Annotated in this window: 13 protein-coding genes; 12 read left to right on the forward strand and 1 reads right to left on the reverse strand. The window is 67.7% G+C overall.

The features are described from left to right. Positions 1-16 precede the first annotated feature (16 nt). The 12 genes from fxlM (at position 17) to ACIP4X_RS29470 (ending at position 18,707) form a co-directional block, all read left to right on the forward strand. Positions 17-2,068 (forward strand): methyltransferase, FxLD system, encoded by a 2,052-nt coding sequence (fxlM, locus tag ACIP4X_RS29415; RefSeq protein WP_391455036.1) that lies wholly within the window; start codon positions 17-19, stop codon positions 2,066-2,068. A 4-nt stretch (positions 2,069-2,072) separates the two neighbouring features. Further along, the gene (locus ACIP4X_RS29420; RefSeq protein WP_391455037.1) at positions 2,073-3,206 is read left to right on the forward strand and encodes a hypothetical protein; all 1,134 of its coding nucleotides are present in this window, start codon (positions 2,073-2,075) and stop codon (positions 3,204-3,206) included. Positions 3,207-3,422: 216 nt separating this feature from the next. Then, positions 3,423-5,363 (forward strand): ATP-binding cassette domain-containing protein, encoded by a 1,941-nt coding sequence (locus tag ACIP4X_RS29425; protein WP_391455038.1) that lies wholly within the window; start codon positions 3,423-3,425, stop codon positions 5,361-5,363. Between the two features lie 61 nt (positions 5,364-5,424). Further along, positions 5,425-6,564 carry an NUDIX domain-containing protein gene (locus ACIP4X_RS29430; protein ID WP_391455039.1) on the forward strand — a complete coding sequence of 380 codons (1,140 nt, stop codon included), beginning with the start codon at positions 5,425-5,427 and terminating at the stop codon, positions 6,562-6,564. Positions 6,565-6,621: 57 nt separating this feature from the next. Continuing rightward, complete coding sequence (locus tag ACIP4X_RS29435; RefSeq protein ID WP_391455040.1) at positions 6,622-8,112, forward strand: NUDIX domain-containing protein; 1,491 nt, start codon at positions 6,622-6,624, stop codon at positions 8,110-8,112. Then, the gene (locus ACIP4X_RS29440; protein ID WP_391455041.1) at positions 8,109-8,753 is read left to right on the forward strand and encodes a phosphotransferase; all 645 of its coding nucleotides are present in this window, start codon (positions 8,109-8,111) and stop codon (positions 8,751-8,753) included. Before ACIP4X_RS29435 ends, ACIP4X_RS29440 begins: the two co-directional genes overlap by 4 nt. Before the next feature lie 88 nt (positions 8,754-8,841). Continuing rightward, complete coding sequence (locus ACIP4X_RS29445) at positions 8,842-9,477, forward strand: site-specific integrase (RefSeq protein ID WP_391455042.1); 636 nt, start codon at positions 8,842-8,844, stop codon at positions 9,475-9,477. Between the two features lie 7 nt (positions 9,478-9,484). Further along, on the forward strand, positions 9,485-10,294 hold the full coding sequence (locus tag ACIP4X_RS29450; protein WP_391455043.1) for a hypothetical protein: 810 nt from the start codon (positions 9,485-9,487) through the stop codon (positions 10,292-10,294). Then, complete coding sequence (locus ACIP4X_RS29455; RefSeq protein ID WP_391455044.1) at positions 10,294-12,030, forward strand: hypothetical protein; 1,737 nt, start codon at positions 10,294-10,296, stop codon at positions 12,028-12,030. Before ACIP4X_RS29450 ends, ACIP4X_RS29455 begins: the two co-directional genes overlap by 1 nt. Further along, positions 12,027-14,222 carry a site-specific integrase gene (locus tag ACIP4X_RS29460; protein ID WP_401351355.1) on the forward strand — a complete coding sequence of 732 codons (2,196 nt, stop codon included), beginning with the start codon at positions 12,027-12,029 and terminating at the stop codon, positions 14,220-14,222. The genes ACIP4X_RS29455 and ACIP4X_RS29460 overlap by 4 nt, the downstream gene beginning before the upstream one ends. Continuing rightward, on the forward strand, positions 14,222-14,719 hold the full coding sequence (locus tag ACIP4X_RS29465) for a hypothetical protein (protein WP_391455046.1): 498 nt from the start codon (positions 14,222-14,224) through the stop codon (positions 14,717-14,719). The genes ACIP4X_RS29460 and ACIP4X_RS29465 overlap by 1 nt, the downstream gene beginning before the upstream one ends. Before the next feature lie 265 nt (positions 14,720-14,984). Continuing rightward, positions 14,985-18,707 carry a TIR domain-containing protein gene (locus ACIP4X_RS29470; protein ID WP_391455047.1) on the forward strand — a complete coding sequence of 1,241 codons (3,723 nt, stop codon included), beginning with the start codon at positions 14,985-14,987 and terminating at the stop codon, positions 18,705-18,707. Between the two features lie 24 nt (positions 18,708-18,731). Here ACIP4X_RS29470 and ACIP4X_RS29475 read toward each other — a convergent pair whose 3' ends face one another. Beyond that, the gene (locus ACIP4X_RS29475) at positions 18,732-19,844 is read right to left on the reverse strand and encodes a DUF4231 domain-containing protein (protein ID WP_391455048.1); all 1,113 of its coding nucleotides are present in this window, start codon (positions 19,842-19,844) and stop codon (positions 18,732-18,734) included. Positions 19,845-20,088 lie beyond the last annotated feature (244 nt).

Genomic DNA, 20,088 nt, shown 5'->3' on the forward strand with positions numbered 1-20,088 from the left:
CAAGGAGCTATCCCGCATGACCTTCGACGACGAGCATCTGCCGATGACCCGAAGCACGACCTGGTGGCACGCCTCCGTGTCCTTCCCCGACCACGGATCGGACGCCGAGGCCGCCCGCACTCTGGCGAGCGCGCTGGGCGACGGGCGCTTCCACTTCCTACGCAAGGACGCCGGCGTGCGACTGCGCACCGAACGCCCCGCCGCCGCCCTGCTGAACCGGCTCGTCGCCGAGAAGGTCATCACCGGTTGGGTCGGCGGGATCTACGAAGCGGAGACCGAAGCCTTCGGCGGGCTCGAGGGCATGGACGTCGCGCACGACGTGTTCTGCGCCGACAGCCGCGCCGCGCTGGCCGAGACCGGCAACCCCGGCACACGCGAGCGCAGTGTGATGCTGCTGTCCGCCATGATCCGCGAAGCCGGACTGGACCCGTTCGAAGCCGGGGACGTCTGGGCCCGCCTCGCCGCCCTGCGTCCCCCGGTCACCCCGCCCGACGGCCCCGCGCTGGAGCGGTCCGTCTCGTCGATGCGGCGCCTGATGAACGCGGACGCGGCCCGTCGGCCGGACGCCGAGGCTGGCTGGGCCGAGCGCGTCGCCGCGTTCGAGGACGCCGGCCGACGTCTGCGCCGCCTCGCGGCCGATGGGCGTCTGATACGTGGCCTGCGGGCCGTGCTCGCCCATCACGCGATCTTCGCGTTCAACCGCGCCGGCGTGCCTGCCGAAGCGCAGGCCGCCACCGCGTGGCTCGGCCGTCACGTCGCCTTCTCCACCGGAGAGGGAGATGACGTGTCTACCCGCAAGTCCGCTTCCGCGGACCCTAGCCTCCCTCGAATGGAGACCCCTGTGACACCCGTATCCGACCCCGCCGACCTGCGTGAATCCCTCGCCCAACGCCTCGTCGACAGCGGCCACCTGCGCAGTCAGACGACCATCGACGCCTTCCGCACCACCGACCGCCACGCCTTCCTGCCCGGCGTCGACCTGGAGGCCGCGTACAACGAGGACGCGGTCCCGATCAAGCAGGACGAGCACGGAGAGATGATCTCCTGCATCTCCGCGCCGTCCATCGTCGCCACCCAGCTCGAACAGCTCGGCGCCCAGCCCGGCCACAAGGTCCTGGAAGCCGGAGCCGCCACCGGCTACAACGCCGCCCTCCTGGGCAAGATCGTCTCACCCGGCGGGCAGGTGTGGACCCTCGACGTGGACCAGGACCTCGTCGCCGGCGCGAGCAAGAACCTCGCCCAGGCCGGCGTCGACAACGCCACCGCGACGCTGGCCGACGGCGCGGCCGGCCTGCCCGAGCACTCCCCGTACGACCGGATCATCTTCACCGTCGGCGCGGGCGACGTACCGGTGAAGATCCTCGACCAACTCGCGCCCGGCGGACGCCTGGTCCTGCCGATGCGCATCCGCGGCAGCATCTCCCGCTCCTTCGCCTTCGAGCGCGACGGACAGACCTGGAAGACCGTTTCCTGCGAGATGGCAACCTTCATCCCGCTGCGCAAGGGCGTCTGCAACGACGTCTACACCCTCGTGCCGATGGCCGGCGAGGGCAACGTCCGCCTGGAGACCTTCAGCGAGCAGGACGTGGACCGCGACGCCCTGAGTTTCGTCCTCGACCAGAAGCAGACCAAGATCTACACCGGGGTGAAGTTCCGGCAGGGCTCCGCGTGGGAGTGGCTGTACCTGTACCTGGCCTGCGTGCTGCCCAACGGCCTGTCCCGGCTGCCGGGCCGGCGCCCCGGATTCACCCCGCACTTCGGCTGGGGCTCCATGGCCGCGCTCGATGGCGGAGCGCTGGCGTACCTGACCATCCGCGAGGGCGAGGACGAGAAGGGCCGGTACTGGGAGGTAGGCGTCATCGGGCACGGCTACGGTGGCGCCGACCTCGCCGAGCACGTCGTGAGCGAGATCCGCGCCTGGCACGCGAGCGGCGGCAACGACGCCCCCGAGCCGGGCTTCCGGATGGCCGTCGCCGACTCCCGCGACCGGCTCACGGCTGACGATCCGCGCTTCATCGTCGACAAGCCCTACAGCCGTCTCGTCGTCGACTGGGCGCGCAAGGGCTGAGCCGATGATCCCCGCGATAGCCAGCCGCATCCCACTGGTCCGCCGCACCAAGGCACCGGCGCTCCCGCTACAGGAGCGCATCAACCACCTCACCGGGCTGACCGTCGCACCCGCAGGTGCGAGCCACCACGATCTGGTGGCCCGCACCTGCGGGGTCCTCAACTACGCCGCGTTGATCGCCTCCGACGTCGGCCTGCCCGACCTGGCCACCGACCTGTGCTGGAGACAGCACCAGGTCTTTGCCAACGCCGGACGCCTGAACGGACCGACCGCCGTCATGTCGCTGATGCCTCTGGTCAACCTCTCCCGGCTGCTGACCCGCGACGGCCAAGGCGAGGCCGCCTACGACCTGTTGGTCCGCCTCAACCGCGCTGCCCGGCAGCGGGAGAAGACCGAGATAGACGGCCGCACTGTCGACCTGTCCGCTCTGACCGGCACGGAAGGCGATCACTGCAAGGTGTGTCAGGAGCTGTGGGTCACCCTGCTCGTGGACGGCGCCCGCGCCCTCGCGCGCGTCGGCCGGTGGACCGAGGCGGCCGAGGCCATGGCCCAGCACCGTGGCATCGGCAACCGGCTCCTCGACGGCCGCCAGATCAAGATCATGTCCCTGATGGAACAGGGGCACGACCAGCAGGCCCGCGACATGATCGACGCCACCCAGCCCACGGAGCCTTGGGAGACCGCCGTCGCCCTCCTCCTGCGCACCCACTGCCGCCCCGCAAACACGCCGGTACCCGAGCCCGACCTCGACCGCACCCTGAGCGAAGCCGCCCTGCTCCTTGCCCACCCCGAACCGTCGACCGCCGCCTTCCAGACCCGGACGGGCCTTACGGCCCTGGAACTGGACCCCACCGGACGGCACGCCGACTCGCTGCTCGACGCCATCGTCGACGTCGCCCGACTCGACGCCTACGCCGCACGCGAAGTCCTGCATCATCCTGTCGCCGTATCCGCCCGCAACCCCGACCGGACAGACGCTCTCAGCGCGGTGATCGCGGCGGCGGAACTGGGAGCCGGCACCCTGCCCGCCCACCACCGCGCGTCTCTGACGGGCACGGTCGCCCATGCCGAGACAGAGCTGGGGAGGCTGCTGCGGACCGACCCTGCGCGCAGCCATGGCGGGTGTCGGCCGGGATGACCTGCCGCAACGCCAGCTCGTCACGCGGCGTTGTCGGCGTTTCGGCCATCTCCTGCCCGGAGCCGCTCCAAGCCGGACCGGGGACCCCGGACCCGAAGGGCCCCCTCGTGCAGGCAATTGCGGGCTTCCAAGCACGACCGAATGCCATGTGTTCGATATCGCTGCTGGGTCGTTAGTCCTCACGACTCCGCCGCAGCGACCGTCCCAGGGGGAACAATGACCTCGGCCATCACACAGGAGCAGCCGCCTCAGCCACCGCCCGGCACCTCGCAGGACAACGAACCGGAGGAGGCCAGTGTTCGAGAGGAGGAATACCTCTACCGCGACGAGTCGCGGCTCCATGCCGGATCGCTCCTGACCTCCCGCACGATGGCGCGCCGCCTGCCCGCGCTCGTACTGCGCTCGGTGCAGATGGCCTGGCGGGTGGACCGCAGCGCGACCATCGGACTGCTGGTGTGCCAGATCGGGACGGGCGTCCTCGCGGCCCTTGGCCTCCTGGCCGTCACGGGCACGATCACCGCGCTGATCTCCTCGGGCGACATCACCGAGCGGCTGTGGGGCGCCGCCCCGCAGCTGGCTGTCATCGCCGCCGCGACCGGCCTGCGCGCGCTGCTGGGCATCACCGTCGTCTGGCTGACCGGCCGTCTGCGACCCGTGCTCGGCCGGGCAGCGGAGCTGACGATGATCGAGGCCGCGCTCGGCGCGGAACTGGCCGCCAACAACAAGCCCGGCTACAACGACGCCTACGACATCGCCGACCGCGGCGCCCAGGTCACCCCCGACCTGGTGGAAGAAGCGCAGGACGTCCTCGCGGCGACCGCGACACTCGCGGCCGGCGCAGCCGTCCTGACCGTCCTGCACCCCCTGCTTCTCCCTCTTCTCTTCCTCGCATGCCTGCCGCAGGCCGCCGCCTACGTGCGCTCCGCACGCGTGCTCTATCTCGCCGGGCTGGAGACCTCCGGGCGGCGGCGGATGCTGGGCAAGCTGCGCTGGCACATGGCCTATCAGGAGTCCAGTGAGGAGATGCGCGCCTGCCTGGCCGGCCCCTTCCTGATCGGCCGGTACCGAAAGCTGGCCGCCTCGGTCAACGCGGCCGAACGCAAGGCCGCGAACACCGGCGCCTGGATGGGACTGGCCGGCGCTGTGGCAGGCGGGGTCGCCTCGACCGCCGTGTGGGCGGCACTGCTGTGGCTCCTCGCCTCCGGCCGCATGAGCCTGGCAGCCGGAGGCGGCGCCGTCTTCGCTCTCCAGACGGCCACCGGCTCCGTGCGCGGCATCATCAACGGCGGGGCCCGCCTGGTGCGCACCGGCTGGTACGTGCAGGACTGGCAGAACTTCCTCGACAACGCCCACGGCCAGGCCATGACCGACTCCCGCGGCACCGCGGCCCTGTCCGCAGTCCCGGAGCGCTTCGAGGTCCGCGACGTCACCTACCGCTACGACGGCGCCCCGAAGGACAGCCTGAGCGGAGTATCCCTCCACGTGCGGCGCGGGGAGATCGTGGCGTTGGTCGGTGAGAACGGCTCCGGCAAGACGACCCTCTCGCGCCTGCTGTGTGGACTGCTGCTGCCCACCGAGGGCGACGTGGCCTGGGACCACGCCTCCACTGCGGACCTGGACCCATGGGGGTCGTGGGAGCACGTCGCGCTGGTGCCGCAGAATTTCACCTACCTGCCGCTGACAATGCGCGACAACATCACCTTCGGGCAGGGCGACACCAGCGACGCGGCCCTGCTCGCCGCCTGCGAGGCGTCCGGCGCCGCGGAGATGCTGCCGGGCCTGCGCTCGGGCCTCAACACCCTGCTGACCAGTGAGTGGTTCGGCGGGCAGCAGCTCTCCGGCGGGCAGTGGCAGCGCCTTGTGCTCACCCGCGCGTTCCACCGGCAGGCGGCGCTGCTGGTGATGGATGAACCCACGGCCGCCCTCGACGCCCGCGCCGAGCACCGGATCTTCGCCGGCCTGCGCGAACTGGCCAAGGACCGCGCCATCCTGCTGATCACGCACCGGCTCACCAACGTGGCCGTCGCCGACCGGATCGTGGTCCTGGACGAGGGCCGGATCGTGCAGGAAGGCACCTACGCCCAGCTCACCCAGGAGCCCGGGCTCTTCCAGTCCTGGTGGGAATTGCAGCGCCGGATGAGCGGCGGCACCGCCTGATCACTACTCCCCGGTCCGCGCCGTACACACGCCCGCCCACCGTTCTGAAAGGCAAAGCCCCGTGACCTCTTCCGCCTCCCCTTCGAATCACGTCGCACCGAGTGCCGCCCTGTCGGCAGCGCAGTACGCCGCGTCCCGGCACGCGGTGTGGCTCGGCGCCGCCGCGATCGTCACCGACCAGGTCGGCCGCGTCCTGCTGGTGCACCCCACCTACCGCGAGGACGACCGGTGGCTACTGCCCGGAGGAGTCGTCGATCCCGGCGAGCATCCGTTGGCCACCTGTCGGCGGGAGATCGCCGAGGAACTGGGCCTGACGGACCTGACCCTGTCGGGCGTGCTCGCTGTCCACTCCCTCTCGTCGAACCACCCCGACATCAGGCCCGGCATGCCCTGCCCCGGAGAGATCCGGTACGTCTTCGACGGCGGAACTCTCACCCCCGGCCAGGCGAAGGCGATTCGCCTGCCTCGCGAGGAGCTGTCCGAGTTCGCCTTCTTCGAGACCCGGGACGCCGTGCAGCGGCTGCTCCCCGTGGACGGGCAGATCATGCTCGCCGCCTACCGTGCCCGCCTCGGCGGCACCGCCACCGCCCACCTCGCCGATGGCCGGCACATCCTCGAGGCCCCGGCGCTGGATCGCCATGACGTCCACGTCCGCTACCGGCCCCTGTGGGACAGCCCTCTCGATCGCGGCACCGTCCCCGAGCGGCTCCCCGTGCAGCAAGCCTGGGCATGGTGCTTCGTTCCCGACGGCCGCGTCGTCCTCGTTGCCGACCCCGGCCCCCGGGGCGCCCTGCCGATGCTGCCCGGCGGCACCGTGGAGAAGACCGACACGACTCCCGAGGACACCCTCCACCGCGAAGCCGCCGAGGAAGCCCAGCTCACCCTGACCGACCCGGTGCGACTGGGCTGGGTGCTGGACGAGACCGGCGAGGTCTACGGCGGAGTGGGACCCAACGCCCGGCTCCGCCTGGCCGCCCGTGTCACCGCCATCGGGCCGGCGGCCGTCGACCCCGCCACCGGCCACCCCTTCGCCCGCCTGCTCGTCACCCCCACCCAGGCAGCCGCCCTGCTGGGATGGGGCCCGCCAGGCGCGAGGCAAGCCCGACTCGCCGCTGAAACAGCACGTGCCCGCTGGGGCCTGCCCACCGCTCGCCCCACCGAAATCGAAGAAGTCCCCAGGGAGGGGATGCGGCTGAGCTGACTCGAACGACCACCCCGCCCCGACTCGTTTCGTTTTCCGCTCCTCTGAGGTACACCTATGCCGCTGTCGCACAACCACGTCCGCACCACCGTCGAGACCTACCTCGCCCGTCACCCGCACGAGCGAACGCAACTCGGCGGCTTCCTGGCAGCACTCGACCGGTCCACCGACATCACCAGTCGTTCCACCTTCTCCGGACACGTCACCTGCGGCGCCATCGTCGTCGACCAACTCGGCCGCGTCCTGCACGTGCTGCACCGGGCGAGCGGGAAGGTACTCGCTCCAGGCGGACACACCGAGCCCGAGGACGAGTCCCTGGCCGCGGCGGCCCTGCGGGAGCTGCACGAGGAGACCGGGATCCCACCCCAGGCAGTGGCGCCGTGGCCGGGCTACGAGGCCGTGCCGTTCGACATCGACATCCACGACATCGACGAGCACCCGGGCAAAGGTGAACCGGGCCACCCACACTTCGACCTCCGCTTCCTCTTCCGCCTGCACTCGGCGACAGAGGTGCCGGTGGTGCTGCAGGAAGAGGAGGTCGACGGGATCGAGTGGCGGCCGGTGGACAAGGTGACTTCATCCTCTCTGCGCGAGAAGCTGCTCAAGCTCACGCCCGCCGTCGAACCGGAGGCCGCCAACGCCTCCGCTCTGATCTACAACGAACGCGGCGAGTACCTGCTCCACCTGCGCGACTACTTCCCCGGCCAGATCTGGGAACCGGGCATGTGGTCGCTGCTGGGCGGCGGCCGAGAGCCCCAGGACGCCACCCTGGAGCACACCGTGCGGCGCGAACTGGACGAGGAAGCCGGCCTGCGCATCCCCGACCTCACCCCGTTCGGCGTCGAGGAGGCAACTGACGACACCGGCGCGACCGTACCCATCGCCATCTACGCCGGCAGCTGGAACGGCGACCCCCGCGAACTCCACCTGACAGAGGGGGTCATGCTGGCGTGGTTCGCCCCCGACGACCTCCACCGCCTGCGCATCGCGCCCACCACCAGCGACCTCGTACGGCGCCACGCCTCCAACCGCACGACCGGCGCAACCGCTCCAGCCCTGCGGATCGGGGCCTCACCAAAGAAGGAGCGCCGACCGACTTCACCGAGCGGCACGGTCCTCAACGTCATCGGCGTCCACCTCTACCTGGAGCGGCCCGACGGAACGGTGCTGCTCGGGCTACGCCACCCCGACTCCGCGTTCGCACCCTCCACCTGGCACGTCCTGGCAGGCCACTGCGAGCAGGAGAGCGCGGTCGCGTGCCTGATCAGGGAGGCACGAGAGGAGGCCGGCCTGCTCATCCGGCCGCAGGACGTTGATCTCGTGCACGTCGTCCACCACGTCGACCGTGCCGGGGGCCAGCCCCGCATGGGCCTGTTCTTCCGTGCGCGAACCTGGACCGGCGAGCCGGAACTACGTGAGCCGGACAAGTGCACCCAGTGGAAGTTCTGGGACCCGACCGCACTTCCGGACGACCTCGTCCCCTACACACGGGTGGTCATCGAGGGCATTCTCGCCGGCCGCCTCTACTCCGAGACGGGATGGGCATGAGCATGGCCGCGTCTGCGCACTCGGGCCTCCCGCCAGAGGAAGCGCGACGGCTCGCCGAGCAGGCGGTGGGACGCGTCGCCACGTGGACGGACACCTCATGGGCCCGCAAAAACAGTCGGGTGTGGCGGGCCCTCGGAGCGGAAGGTGGAACTTGGTACCTCAAGATCCACCAGAACGACCGATTCCATGGCCGCGAGGTGGAGGCGTACCGCACCTGGGTCCCTCACCTCGGAGCGGCTGCCCCCACGCTGGTGGCCGCCGACAGCACGTTGCGCGCGGCCATCGTCACCGCGGTGCCCGGTCGCCCCCTGCACGATCTCGAGCACCCGCCCGGGGAACAACGACGCCTCTTCCACCAGATCGGTGCCTTGGCCGCAGCCATCCACCGCAGTTCACCTGCACCGGTGACCACTACTGAGGGGGTGGCGGCCCTCGCGAAGGTCGAGAGGCATCTACAGGCGGCACGGCCCTATCTGACACCAGGGGACGAGGAGTTCATCCGATCCATCGCAGCGCGAGCCGAGGAGGTCCCGCTCCTGGACTGCGTGCCGACACACGGGGATTTCCAGCTGCGCAACCTGCTGCTGGACCAGGACGGCAGCCTCGCTGTGATCGACTTCGAACGCATTGTCTCCGCTTAGCGGTCATGTCTCATAGCCGGAACGGGTGAGGCCCTGACCTGTATTTGTGCTTTGCAGTCTCTGCTGTCCCCCACGTACCGTCCGGGCCATGCAAATGATCTTCTTCAGCTCGAAGGGCTGGAAGTCGTGGGGGCTCAGCGGCCGACCCGTGATACCCGACCGCATGCCGGTCCTCGTCGATGACGACCTTCTCTTCGAGGATGAGCGCGGCGTGCGCAACACGGTCGCGATCAATACCTGGTTGCGGTGGCTGCCCCTGGATGGTGTCCCAGCGCCCAACTCTTGGGAGTTCTACGGGCGGACGCTGCGGGAGTGGTGCGAGTTCCTTGCGACCTTGGGGATCGGCGTCTTCGATGAGCGTGCCCGGCTGAAGGACGCGCTGAGTCTGTATGCGGTCGACAGGTCGTGCGGTCCGCTGAAGCGTCGGCTCGCGGCCAGCACGTGGAATCAGCAGATGAGCATCCTGTCGCGCTTCTACTCATGGGCGGACAAGGAGAGTTACGCGTCTGCGGTGCCGTTCACCTACAAGGAAGCCGTCTCGATGTACGGGGACCAGGTGCGGACCCACCGAGTCAACCAGGCCCGCCGACGTACTCCGAAGCGCCATGTCACGATCCGCTACTTCGAGTCCGACTTCGCGGAGATCTTCGTCCGGGGCCTGGCGGGGGCTCCGCCCGGATGGATCGCCAGATACCTCCTACCGCGGACGGACACTTACGCGTAACGCCGCGGTGGGTGACTTCGTGCTTTCCTCGGGGCTGCGGTCGCAGGAGTTCACGTACCTGCTGGACGTGGAGGTTCCCCCGCTTCCGCCGAAGCCGACCGCGCTGCCGATCTCCTTCCCTGTCCCCGAGGGCGTGACGAAGGGGCGCAAGTTCCGCACGACGTGGACGTCCTACAGCAGCCTGGCTCGCCTACACCGGTACATGGCGACCGTTCGCCCCTTGGCCACGGCCGGTTCGCGCTGGACGCCGCCGGCCCGGTGGGGGGAGCCGCTGGTGGTGAGCGAGGCCGATGCCCGGGGCGGTCGGGTGAACGGCACCCGGGTGAAGTGGGCGGCGCTGACGCCGTCCGAGCGGCGGCGCCTGGTAGCACCCGATGGCGGATCGATGCTGCTGGGGGTGCAGGCGAACGGGGCGCCCTTCACCGCCTGGGCCACGGTCTTCGAGCGGACGTCAACCCGGATCCGGGAGCGTTTCGAGCCCCGCTTCCCTCACACGGCTCCGCATCGGCTCCGTCACACTTTTGCGATCAGGACGTTGGAGTGGCTGGTCAGCGGCCACTTCATGGAGGCGGCCCGCATGGTTCACGCGACCGACACGGATGCGGCGCTGGCTCTGTACCTGAGTAGGGCGGACCCGATGATGGTGCTGCGTGACCTTCTTGGACACACCAGTGTCGTCACCACGGAAGCGTACCTACGCCGTCTGGACATGACCCGGATCTACCGCGAGGCGTATGAACGCGCGGGGCATGAGTTCGGCTTGTTCGCCGAGGCGGAGGCTGATGATGAGTTCGAGGACGAGGCGGTGCTCGACTGATGGCCGCTCGGCTGATGGAGGAGCCCGCTCGGCTGGTCTGCTGGTTCACCAAGGGCACGACCGCGACGGTGGAGCTGCCCGAGCAGGAGAACCCGCAGCTGGTGCGCGACCTGGCAGGCGGGTTGATCGGGCTGATTCATCCACACGGCCGGGTGGACGCGGAGACGACTGTCCGGGAGTTTGTGCGGGCGACTCGCCTGTTCGCCGCGGCGATGGCCAAGCGCGGGCATATCGGCGGCGCTGCGGCGCTCACCCGTCCTGGCCTCGTTGAGCAGCTGTGGGTGACCGGGGCCGCTCACGAGTCGATGATCCGGCGGATGCTCGCGTCGTTCGACCAGGACACCCAGGCGCTGCGTCCAGAGGTCCGCGCACTGGTGACCGGACGGGCGTACAACCAGAGGTGCCGGCGGGACTCCAAGCCGCTGCTGCCGTACGACGAGACGGTCTGGAGCAGGCTGCAGGAGGTGTGCCAAGCCGAGATCCAGGAAGCGTGGTCGCAGTTCCGGCAGGCTCGCGCCGCGGCCGAGAAGGGGCGCGACCCCTATCAGCATGGCTGGTCATACGAGAATCTGTGCTGGTGGATGCTCCGCCATGGCCCGGAGAACGCGGTCAGTCTGGGGCAGCGGGCCGGGTGGACACCGACGATGGCCTACTACCGGATGGGCCGCGGCGGTGACGCACAGCGTGCCTGCACGGCGCTGTTCCCCTCCCCGTCCGTGGTGATCGCCTACCAACTGCTGTTCGGCGCGTACACCGGCATCGTCCCCGACGGCATCGCCGATCTCGGTGTTGAGGACCTGGAGTGGGCAGGAGACGCGGCGATGCTGGTGAACTACCTCAAGGGCCGAACCGCCGAGGAGAGTCTGACGCTTTCCCCGCGCGCCGTGCGGCTGGTGGAGCGGTGGCTTGAGCATTCCTCCCTCTCGCGCCGTTTCGCGGACCGAACCGAGGCCGCAGAGCTGTGGCTGCGCCACGACTACACCCGCGTCGGGGTCTGGCGGACCGGGGCGTCGCTGCATGACTCCATCCAGCGATGGGTGATACGGGCGGGGCTGACGGCCACCGATGGCAAGCCGCTGCGGATCCACCGGCACAGCATCCGGACCTCGTTCGAGTCCCACCGGGACCGCAGGAACTGGTTCGGCAGCGGGCGCGGGCGGATCGACCCGAACCACAGCCCACGGGTCGAGGGCGACCACTACCTCACGGCCGCAACCCCCGCACAGAAGGATGCGCTGGAGGCGATCGTGGAGGAGGCCCAGGGCGATCTTCTGCGCAAGGCGCTCCCGCCGACCGTGCTGAGCGACGACGACCTGGCGGAACTGGCCGACAACCTGCCCGAGTTCGTCGCCCAGCTCGGCCTGGACGACGCGGCCACCGCCGAACTGGTCGGCGGACAGCGGGACGTGTTCGTCGCCGCGTGCGCGGACCCGCTCGCGGGAGTGCATGGTCCGAAGGGCAAGCCGTGCCCGGCCCGCCCGTGGGTGTGCCTGCTGTGCCCGCTCTCCCTGTTCGCGCCCCGGCACGCCGCCAATCTCCTGCGGATGAAGGCCTTCTTCGCACGGCAGTGGCATCAGATGCCAGCCGCACAGTTCATGGCCGTGTTCGGTCCGTACGCGCACCGGATCGAGCAGATCCTCACCTCCTACGACCCGGCCGAGCTTGCGCGCCTGGCCACGGTGATCTGCGACACCGACGACGAGATCCCCCTGTACCCCGAGGAGCGCACCACATGATGCCGCCACCGAACCACAGGCCGAGCCGCGTCGTCTCGCCCTTCACCGGAGCCGAGCTGTGCCCGCTGTTCGGCTTCGCCCTGCCGCCGGGCGTGACGGGACCCTCCTTCGACGAGGACCGGTGGCCCTTGGACAAGGTGATCGGGCTGCCGGCCTATCTGCGGCCCAACCAGCGCGCCCTCGACTTCACGCCGATCGTCAACAGGGAGTGGAGGCTGACCGCGAAGGAGTACATCGCGGCCCTGATGGCGCCGCGCCACGACGCCGTCCGCGACCTCGCCCATGCCGAACGCACCGTGCAGACGCTGACGACCTGCCACGGCAAACTGTCCGAACTCATACGGTGGTTCAAGTGGCTCACCGAGCAGGGCATCACCGATCTGGAGCAGGTCACCAACTACCACTGCACCAGGTACGTGGACTTCCGGGGCGAGAAGCTCGGCGACGACGGTGAAGTGGTCGCCGACTCCGCGTCGACCAGAGCCGTCGCGATGGGCGCGGTGATCGGACTCGCGCAATACCGGGAGCTGTTCAGCGGGCAGAAGTTGCGCGACGACCTCCGCCCCTTCGACGGCGCGAGTGCCGCTGGGGGCTCCGGCCGGACGGCCGAAGTCGCCGGCGCGAACAAGGTGCAGCCGCTGGCCTCCGAAGTCCAGCAGCCCCTGCTCGCCGCCGTGCTGTACATGATCCAGACTCTGGCCCCGTACATCCTGCGCGAAGCCGAGGCCAAGCGGAAGCGTCAGGCTGCGGACCGCGGCCTCACCGCCACCAAGCACCCCGGACACGGGGCGTTCCTGCGCAATCTGGAGCGCCGCGTTGAAACCGGAGAGCCTCTGGAACTGATGACACCGGCCGCAGTGAAGGATGCCCGTGTTCGCGGACTGCGTGAGGAGAACGACCCTCTGGCCGCTGTTTCGCTCAGCGCTCTCGCTCGGGAGTGCGGGACCCGGCAGTTTCGGGGCGACTGGCTTCCGGATCTCCGTCCCGACCTGGAGCGGGCCCTTGCCCTCGTCGGGGTCTGCGCTCCCTACGGCCGCAACGCAGCCGAGGTGGAGCGAGCCGACGGGCAGGGACACGTCGCCTGGACGGAACCGCTGTTCTCGGTTGAGCTGAAGTTCCTGGTCGGATACCTGGCCACGGCCTGCGGCCTGGCGCTGGCTGCACTCGCCGGAATGCGCCACTGCGAGTTGGGTGAACTGGTCGTCGGATGCCGTCAGCCGCCACAGGAGATCATTCCGGGCCTGTTCCGCTACCGGCTCACGGGCAAGCTGATCAAGGGCCAGCCGCTCGGAGGCGTCCGGGACGAGTGGGTGGTGACCCGGGAGGTCTACGAAGCGATTGAAGTGGCCGAGCAGCTCCTTGGCCCGGACGCGGCGCCCGGTACCTCGCTGTTCCATCCGGTCTTCTGCGACACGACGTACCAGAACTTCAGAACCTGGGTGAACGGGCCGGCAGGCCAGCGGCTGGGTCTGGCCCCCATCCCGGAGGGCCCAGTGACGCCACGGGCGCTCAGGCGCACCCTCGCCGTGGAGATCGCGTATCGTCCCGGCGGCCTGCTGGCGGCAAAACTGCAGCTCAAGCACCTGTCTGTAGTTACTACGGAGGGGTACGCGGCGCGACCGGGCGGCGCTCAGGCGAAGTTCCTCGCTGAGATCAACGAGCTCGAGGAAGAGCGCAACGTCGGCATTCTGGCCAACGTCTACCGCGACTATCGGCGCGGGGTCATGCCGTCCGGTCCCGGCGCCCGCGATCTGATCAGTCTTTTCACCAGCGTCGACGGCTGGCTCCACGAGCTCTCCGAGCTCGCGCCCCAGCTGGTCGACAACGACCTGGAGGTCGTCTCCATGCTCTCGACTCGGGCCCGCACCCTCCACCTGGGGACGGCGAACTACTGCTGGTTCATCGATCCGGCCAAGGCCCTGTGTCTACGGCTGGCCGGCACTCCGGATGCCGACCGGCCGCTTGCCGGCATGTGTGACTCTGCCCGCTGCCCCCAGGCCACGCACCATCCGTGCCACCGCCCAGTGTGGGAGGAATCTCGGGAAACCGCCAAGGTGTTCATCGGCAGCCTCAGCCGTCGGCAGAAGACTGAGCGGACCCGGCTGGAAGCGAGCGTGGCCCGTGCCGAGCGGGTTCTCGCCGAGATCGACCAAGCCGCCTCCGCAGGTGCGGCCGGGAAGGACGAGATCTGATGGGGCGGATCAACGACAGCGACCGCGCGCGCAACGAGGACGCCATCCGAGCGGCCATGGACCGTCTTCTGCGCGGGGAACTCCCGCCGGGCGGCAAGTGCGATCTCAAGAGCCTGGCCCTGGAGGCCGACGTCACTCGGACCGGCTTCTACCCAAAGAGGAACCGGGACGGCACCACCCGGCCCGGCCCCTACCAGCATCTTGCCGAGGAGTTCGTGCGGCGCCTTGTGGCTCTGCAACAGGCCGGAGAGACCGGCGACCCACGGGCCGCGCAGATCGAACGGCTCAAGGCTCAAGTCGCCGAGCTCAAGGCTCGAGCCGCCAAGCGGGACGACGTCGTAGCCGACCTCACCGAGTTCAAGACCGTCGCTCTCTCGCAACTCGCTGCCCAGCACGACGAGATCACGCGGCTCCGAGAACAGGCAGCCGATCTCGGCAACGTCCGCCGACTGCCTGCCACCCGCGGTGGTACGGCGCCGTATGGGTCGTGCAGCTGAGAGACATGCAGGTCACCGAGCCCGGGCCGCCGAAGACCGGGCGCAGTTGGCCCGGGACGAGGCTTCCCATGCCCGGCACGTCGGACGCGACAGAGCAGCCAGCCACGTTGACGGACAGCTGAGATGCTGTGGCACCTGTGTTCCCCCTCACGCTGGCCGCTTGTGTGGATAACCAGCCAGACCGCCGGACATGACGCCAGCCGGTTGCTGCCCTCGGTAGTCTGCACATCGTCTTGCAGGTGGACGATCGCACACGGGGGCAGGTGTGGCGCGTCAGGCGCATTCTTCACCAGACGAATCGACTTCAAGGGAGCGTCGGCCGGGCGCCAAGAAGACAGCGGCCTGGCTTGCCTCCTGCTTGGTCAGTTGGGCGCTCTTCTACCCGTTCTTCGGGCCATCGGCTGCACTTCTAGGGCTGTACGTGCCGTTCTTTGTGTACTTCCCAGGTCCTTCACCGGTAGCCATCTGGAAGGCCGGGAAAATCGGCAAGATTGCGGCTTCCTGGGCTTGGCAACGTCTGTTGCGACCGGAGGCCCTCGCGGTGCCGTTCGCCATTACCGTCGCTTTGGCCTGGCAGGTCACCGTGGCACCGTCCGGAAGCTTCTACTTCTGGGAGGCCATGACGCTCCTGCCCCTCGGCATCGCGGGCACCGTCTGGTGGGCTGGGGTTCAAGTAGCCGTGGGAGGTGTTCCCCTGGGGCAGGAAAATGTCGGACGGGGAGGCCCACGGTCTGTACGCACCTCGGGATGGTTTCTCGCTACACACGCTCTCGTTGCTGCAGTGATCGCGGGTGGCGGCGCCTGGGTCCTGCGGACCGTGGGCCGTCCACTTGCGTTCGGCACAGCCGAAGTTGCTCCAGGCATGGAGCAAGCTGCAGACGCAGTACGTTTGCTCGACGCACAGTTCTCCGCCAGCCTGTTCGGGCCGACATACGAACATCAGCAGTACTGGGTGGGACTGGTCGCCGGCGTCGGACTGCTTGCAGCTCTCTCCTCGGCCCTCCTCCGGGATCTCGCATCACGGCTCGGCACGACATCGGACCCGTTCAGCGACGCCTCCTCCGAGCCACGGGCGGACGCCCCGTCGCCGGAAGCGACGGGCAAGGTGTTCCTTAGCTATTCACGCAAGGACGGCGCCGTCGCCCGCGGAATCCGAGAGAGTCTGGAAGGCAAGCTGCGCCACGTCTGGGTGGACTGGGAGGCGATCGAGCCTTCCGAGAAGTGGCGGCAGGCTATCGACGAGGGGATCCGCACCTCCGATGCCTTTATCCTCCTTGTGAGTGAGGATTCACTGCGGTCCCCGTACTGTCGTGACGAGTGCATGAAGGCAATCGATTTACGCAAGCGGATTCTGCCTGTCATCATCGACCCGAACCTGGCCACGGGCGTCACGGCCGCAATGAACGAGCATGGTTGGGAGCCGCTCCGCTCATACCAGAGCTTCCACATGATTGAGGGAAGCGATGAAGATTCTGAACGAGGGATTCAGCGCATCGTCTCCTTCGTCACGCAACGCCATCGCTGGGATGCCTTCCACACACGCCTGGGCAATCTAGCTCACGAGTGGTGGGAGAGTGGCTGCAAAGACGGTCTATTGCTCCGCGCCGAGGAACTAGCTCTTGCTGAAAAATGGCAAGAGCATCCTTGGGGCGAGGAGCACGAAATTGGCCTGACCGAGCGAGAGATCCGATATCTCAGTGATAGTCGGCGCACGACCAAGCGGCGTGCTAGGCGTCTCCGCGCCGGCGTTGCCGTCGTCACTGCAGCCGTGGTCGGCCTAAGCTCGCTGGCTGTATCTGCGCAGGGGGACGCCGAGGCCCAGCGACGTACGGCACTCTCTCGGAAGCTCGCCGCAGCCTCGCTAGGTTTTTCCAAGACTGAACCGGAGAAGGCCGTTCAGTTGGCTTTGGCCGCTTACGGTCAGGAGTCCACGGCCGAGGCTCAAAACGCATTGGCCTCACACCTGGCGAGCTTCAACAAGGTACGAACCATCATTCCACCTAAAAAGGGTGTGGTGTCACGACTGTTCCTCAGCCCTGATGGCGGACTCCTCTTTATCGAGCGGGATTACAACACCGTTCAGATCTGGGATGTGAAAACTGCACGCAGTCGGGGAACTTTGCAAGGAACTCTGCTCAGTTGGCCTGACGGCGGAGCGCGTTCCCTCAGCGCCGACGGTCAGACTCTGGCGTTGCGCACCGGACAGCACGGCGAGCAGGTCCACCTAGTGGACACCGATACTTTGCGAACCAAGGAGACTTTCTCGGTTCCGAAGACCGAAAGCACAGGCGCAATCCGTGACAACGGTGGCGGGCTAAGCCCGGATGGTGAAATTCTCATGGCTGGAGGGGCGTTTGGTGCTGGAGCATCGATAGCCGTGTGGGACGTTCCTAACCACCGTACTCTGAAGGTCCTTTCGTGCGACGTGGCCGAAATGGCACCCTCAGGGAAGACTCTCACCTGCGGAAGAGACGAGAGGGTGCAGGTGCTCGGGTTGCCAGACCTACGAACCCGGCAAACGATCTCCACACCGGGTTGGAGTTTCGAGGGCTACACCACAGATGACGGTGTGGTGGTGAACTACGGCGAGACGGCGGACCTCGTAGGTGAGGCCAGGGTTTATGAGCCAGGATCTTCCCGCCCTTGGATCCCGTCAAAGAATATGTCGCTGAACTACGGTCTATTGATGGACGATCGTCGGCATGCGGTTGTCCACTCGACAGACATGAGGCATTGGGAGCTGTGGGACCTGAAGTCGCACAAGAGGCTGCGGACCACGACCGACCAAAAGGAAGCTGCCCACACCATGCGCTCGGACACTCCTGTCGAGCCCCAGTACAGCGACACAAACGGTGACCGCGAAACGGCCGCTGCTGACGGAAAACAGGTCGCAACCTTGACCAAGGACGGGGCAGTGGTCATCTGGGAGCGCACGACTAGTGGACGGCTCGCCGAGCACCACGCCCTACCCAAGGCCAAGGCCCCATTCAATGGGTTCGCCATAAGCCCCAGCACGAACACCTTCGCCACGGCGGACTCTCAGCAGCCCGTGGTGCAACTGCGGGATAGCCGCACAGGAACCCTCACCGGCACGATCCGGCTTGCCGAGACGGGCACAACTCTGGCGTTCAACGAGGACGGATCACTGCTCGCTGTGGCTGAGAGCGTAGGAACATTCCGGCGCTCTCCGATCGAAGTCTTCGAGGTGCCTAGTGGCCATCGTGTAGCGCAGATGCACTACACACCCGGCCTGAAGAGCGGTCTCCCGACGCTGCTCTTCTCTCCGGACAGTAGAGAGCTGTACGGCACGCTACAGGGGGAATCCAGGGTTGCAAGGTGGAATCTATCAACCGGCTCTGAGACCCACAATTATGGTCCGGATCCCGTGAGCAACGGATACGCAGACCAAGCTGCACTTAGTGCGGATGGAGCGACGCTGGCCCTCACCGACCGTCAACAGACCGTGAGTTTGTGGGACACCGCAACTGGAAACCAACTTACCTTCAAAGTCCGCAACGCCAGGAATGCGGCACTTAGTCCTGACGGACGCGTCCTCGCGACAGTCGGTGAGGACAACAATGACGATTTTGGTGGTGGCTCCGTGACGTTGTGGGACGTCACTACCCAAAAGAAAATCGGGAAAAGTCTCGTACCCGAAAGAGGTGTTTCTCGTGCGCTGTTCAGTCCCGACGGTCTTACCCTGGCTGTGGTCGGAGATGGGGATGTTTCCGACGTGGCTCTAACCCTGTGGGACGTTGCGAGTCACCGCAAGGTTGGTCCCGATTTGTTCGTGACACACCGCGACGCGGCTGTCGGTTTCAGCCCCGATGCCACCCGAATCGACGTCGCAGACGGAAACGGCATCACGAGGATCCGTGTAGACCCTTGGGCGTGGGCAGCGGCTCTGTGCGGAATGCTCACGGGCCCTCTCAGCAACTCCGACTGGCAGGACGCCGCACCGAGGGAGCACTACAGGTCACCATGCTGAAAGCCGCCCCACTCACGGAACGGTTCACCCCACGTTCCAGCGGATCATCCATGCCTCATTCTGAACGGAGATGACACCTTCACACTCGGCGACGAATGCGTCAGCGAACTCCGCAGAGTGATGGGGTGACGTGCCCCATCGTTCAAGCAGACGTTCCAGTTCCTCAGCGGTGCGCGTGAACTCAAGTTGCTGATACGCGTATCGCTGAGCGATTGCATGCGCCGTTACCGCGATCGAGACCGACGCGACAACGGCAATCCACGCTGCCGCCCGCTCCACGGAAAAGACACCCGCGGCAGCAGCGAGCATCGCGCCAAAGCCCCCCAGCAGCAACTCGATCCGTTCGACGAACCGAACCTTGCGATGCATCGCCTCCGCTTTGGGCCGGTAGTACGTCGCGATCTGCTGTCGCAGGCGATACTCCACGTAGGTGCCGGCATCGACTACCGCCGGGACCGATCGCGGCCGTGCTGCGATCCCTGTGGTGTAACGCACCAGGTCGATGCCGTCGGAACGGTAGCTGCGGCTGCGCTCGGCGAGCAGTGCCGTCGGCGACGTCGCCGTGCGGTAAGGACCAACTCGAGCCAGATAGGTATACACCTCGGCCTTGAGCGCCTCGGACACTGCCCGCAGGCGCGTCCAATCGCTCAACCGATTCGGGCCGCCGCGCTGTGCCACCAGGGGAGCCGCTCCAGCAGCAGCCGCGGCGGCAAAGGCGAGTGTCTTACCCAGTAGGGAGTTCCAGCTCATCATCTGGGACGCCGCCGTCCCCATGGCTGCTGCAGCAATGCCCAGAGCCAATGCCAACGCACGTGCCCGCTCGACTGACGCCTTGAGTCGGTTCGCACTCTGAGACCAGATGCTCTGCTGGTCCCAAACCGACGAAACTGCTGCATCCTCTGAGATCCCTGTCACCTTCAGATTCTGACGGCTTCCCCGCACGCACGCCAGGGGAAAGGAGATGCGCATCGAAGCAACCGGGCTGCAAGGCAGAGCAGTTCGGCGGATCTTGTCAGGGTGGGCTAGGCAGAGCCAGTAGAGTGTGGGCTTCGTCACAGCTCTGGATGGGGATAACGACACGATGCGCTGCTGCAATACGACACTGACCACGTCGTTGGCCGCCTCGTAAAGCGACACGACCAGCGGGGGACACGGCGTCTGCTGACACAAAGCGCAGCGAGCCCGGCCCGGCCATCCGCGATCTGGTCCGCCTCGCGGACGCCTGGGCCACACAGCCGCGCCTCTGCGACGCGTTCATGGCCGGCTACGGCCGCGAACTCACCCCAGCCGAAGAAGAACGCTTCGTCATCGACTCCGCTCTCGACGCCCTATCCGGAATCCAGTACGGCGCCACGCACAGCGATGCGGAAACACAGGACCG

Origin of the sequence: Streptomyces sp. NPDC088817, from assembly GCF_044750345.1 — a bacterium.
In the GTDB taxonomy this organism is placed as follows: Bacteria; Actinomycetota; Actinomycetes; order Streptomycetales; family Streptomycetaceae; genus Streptomyces.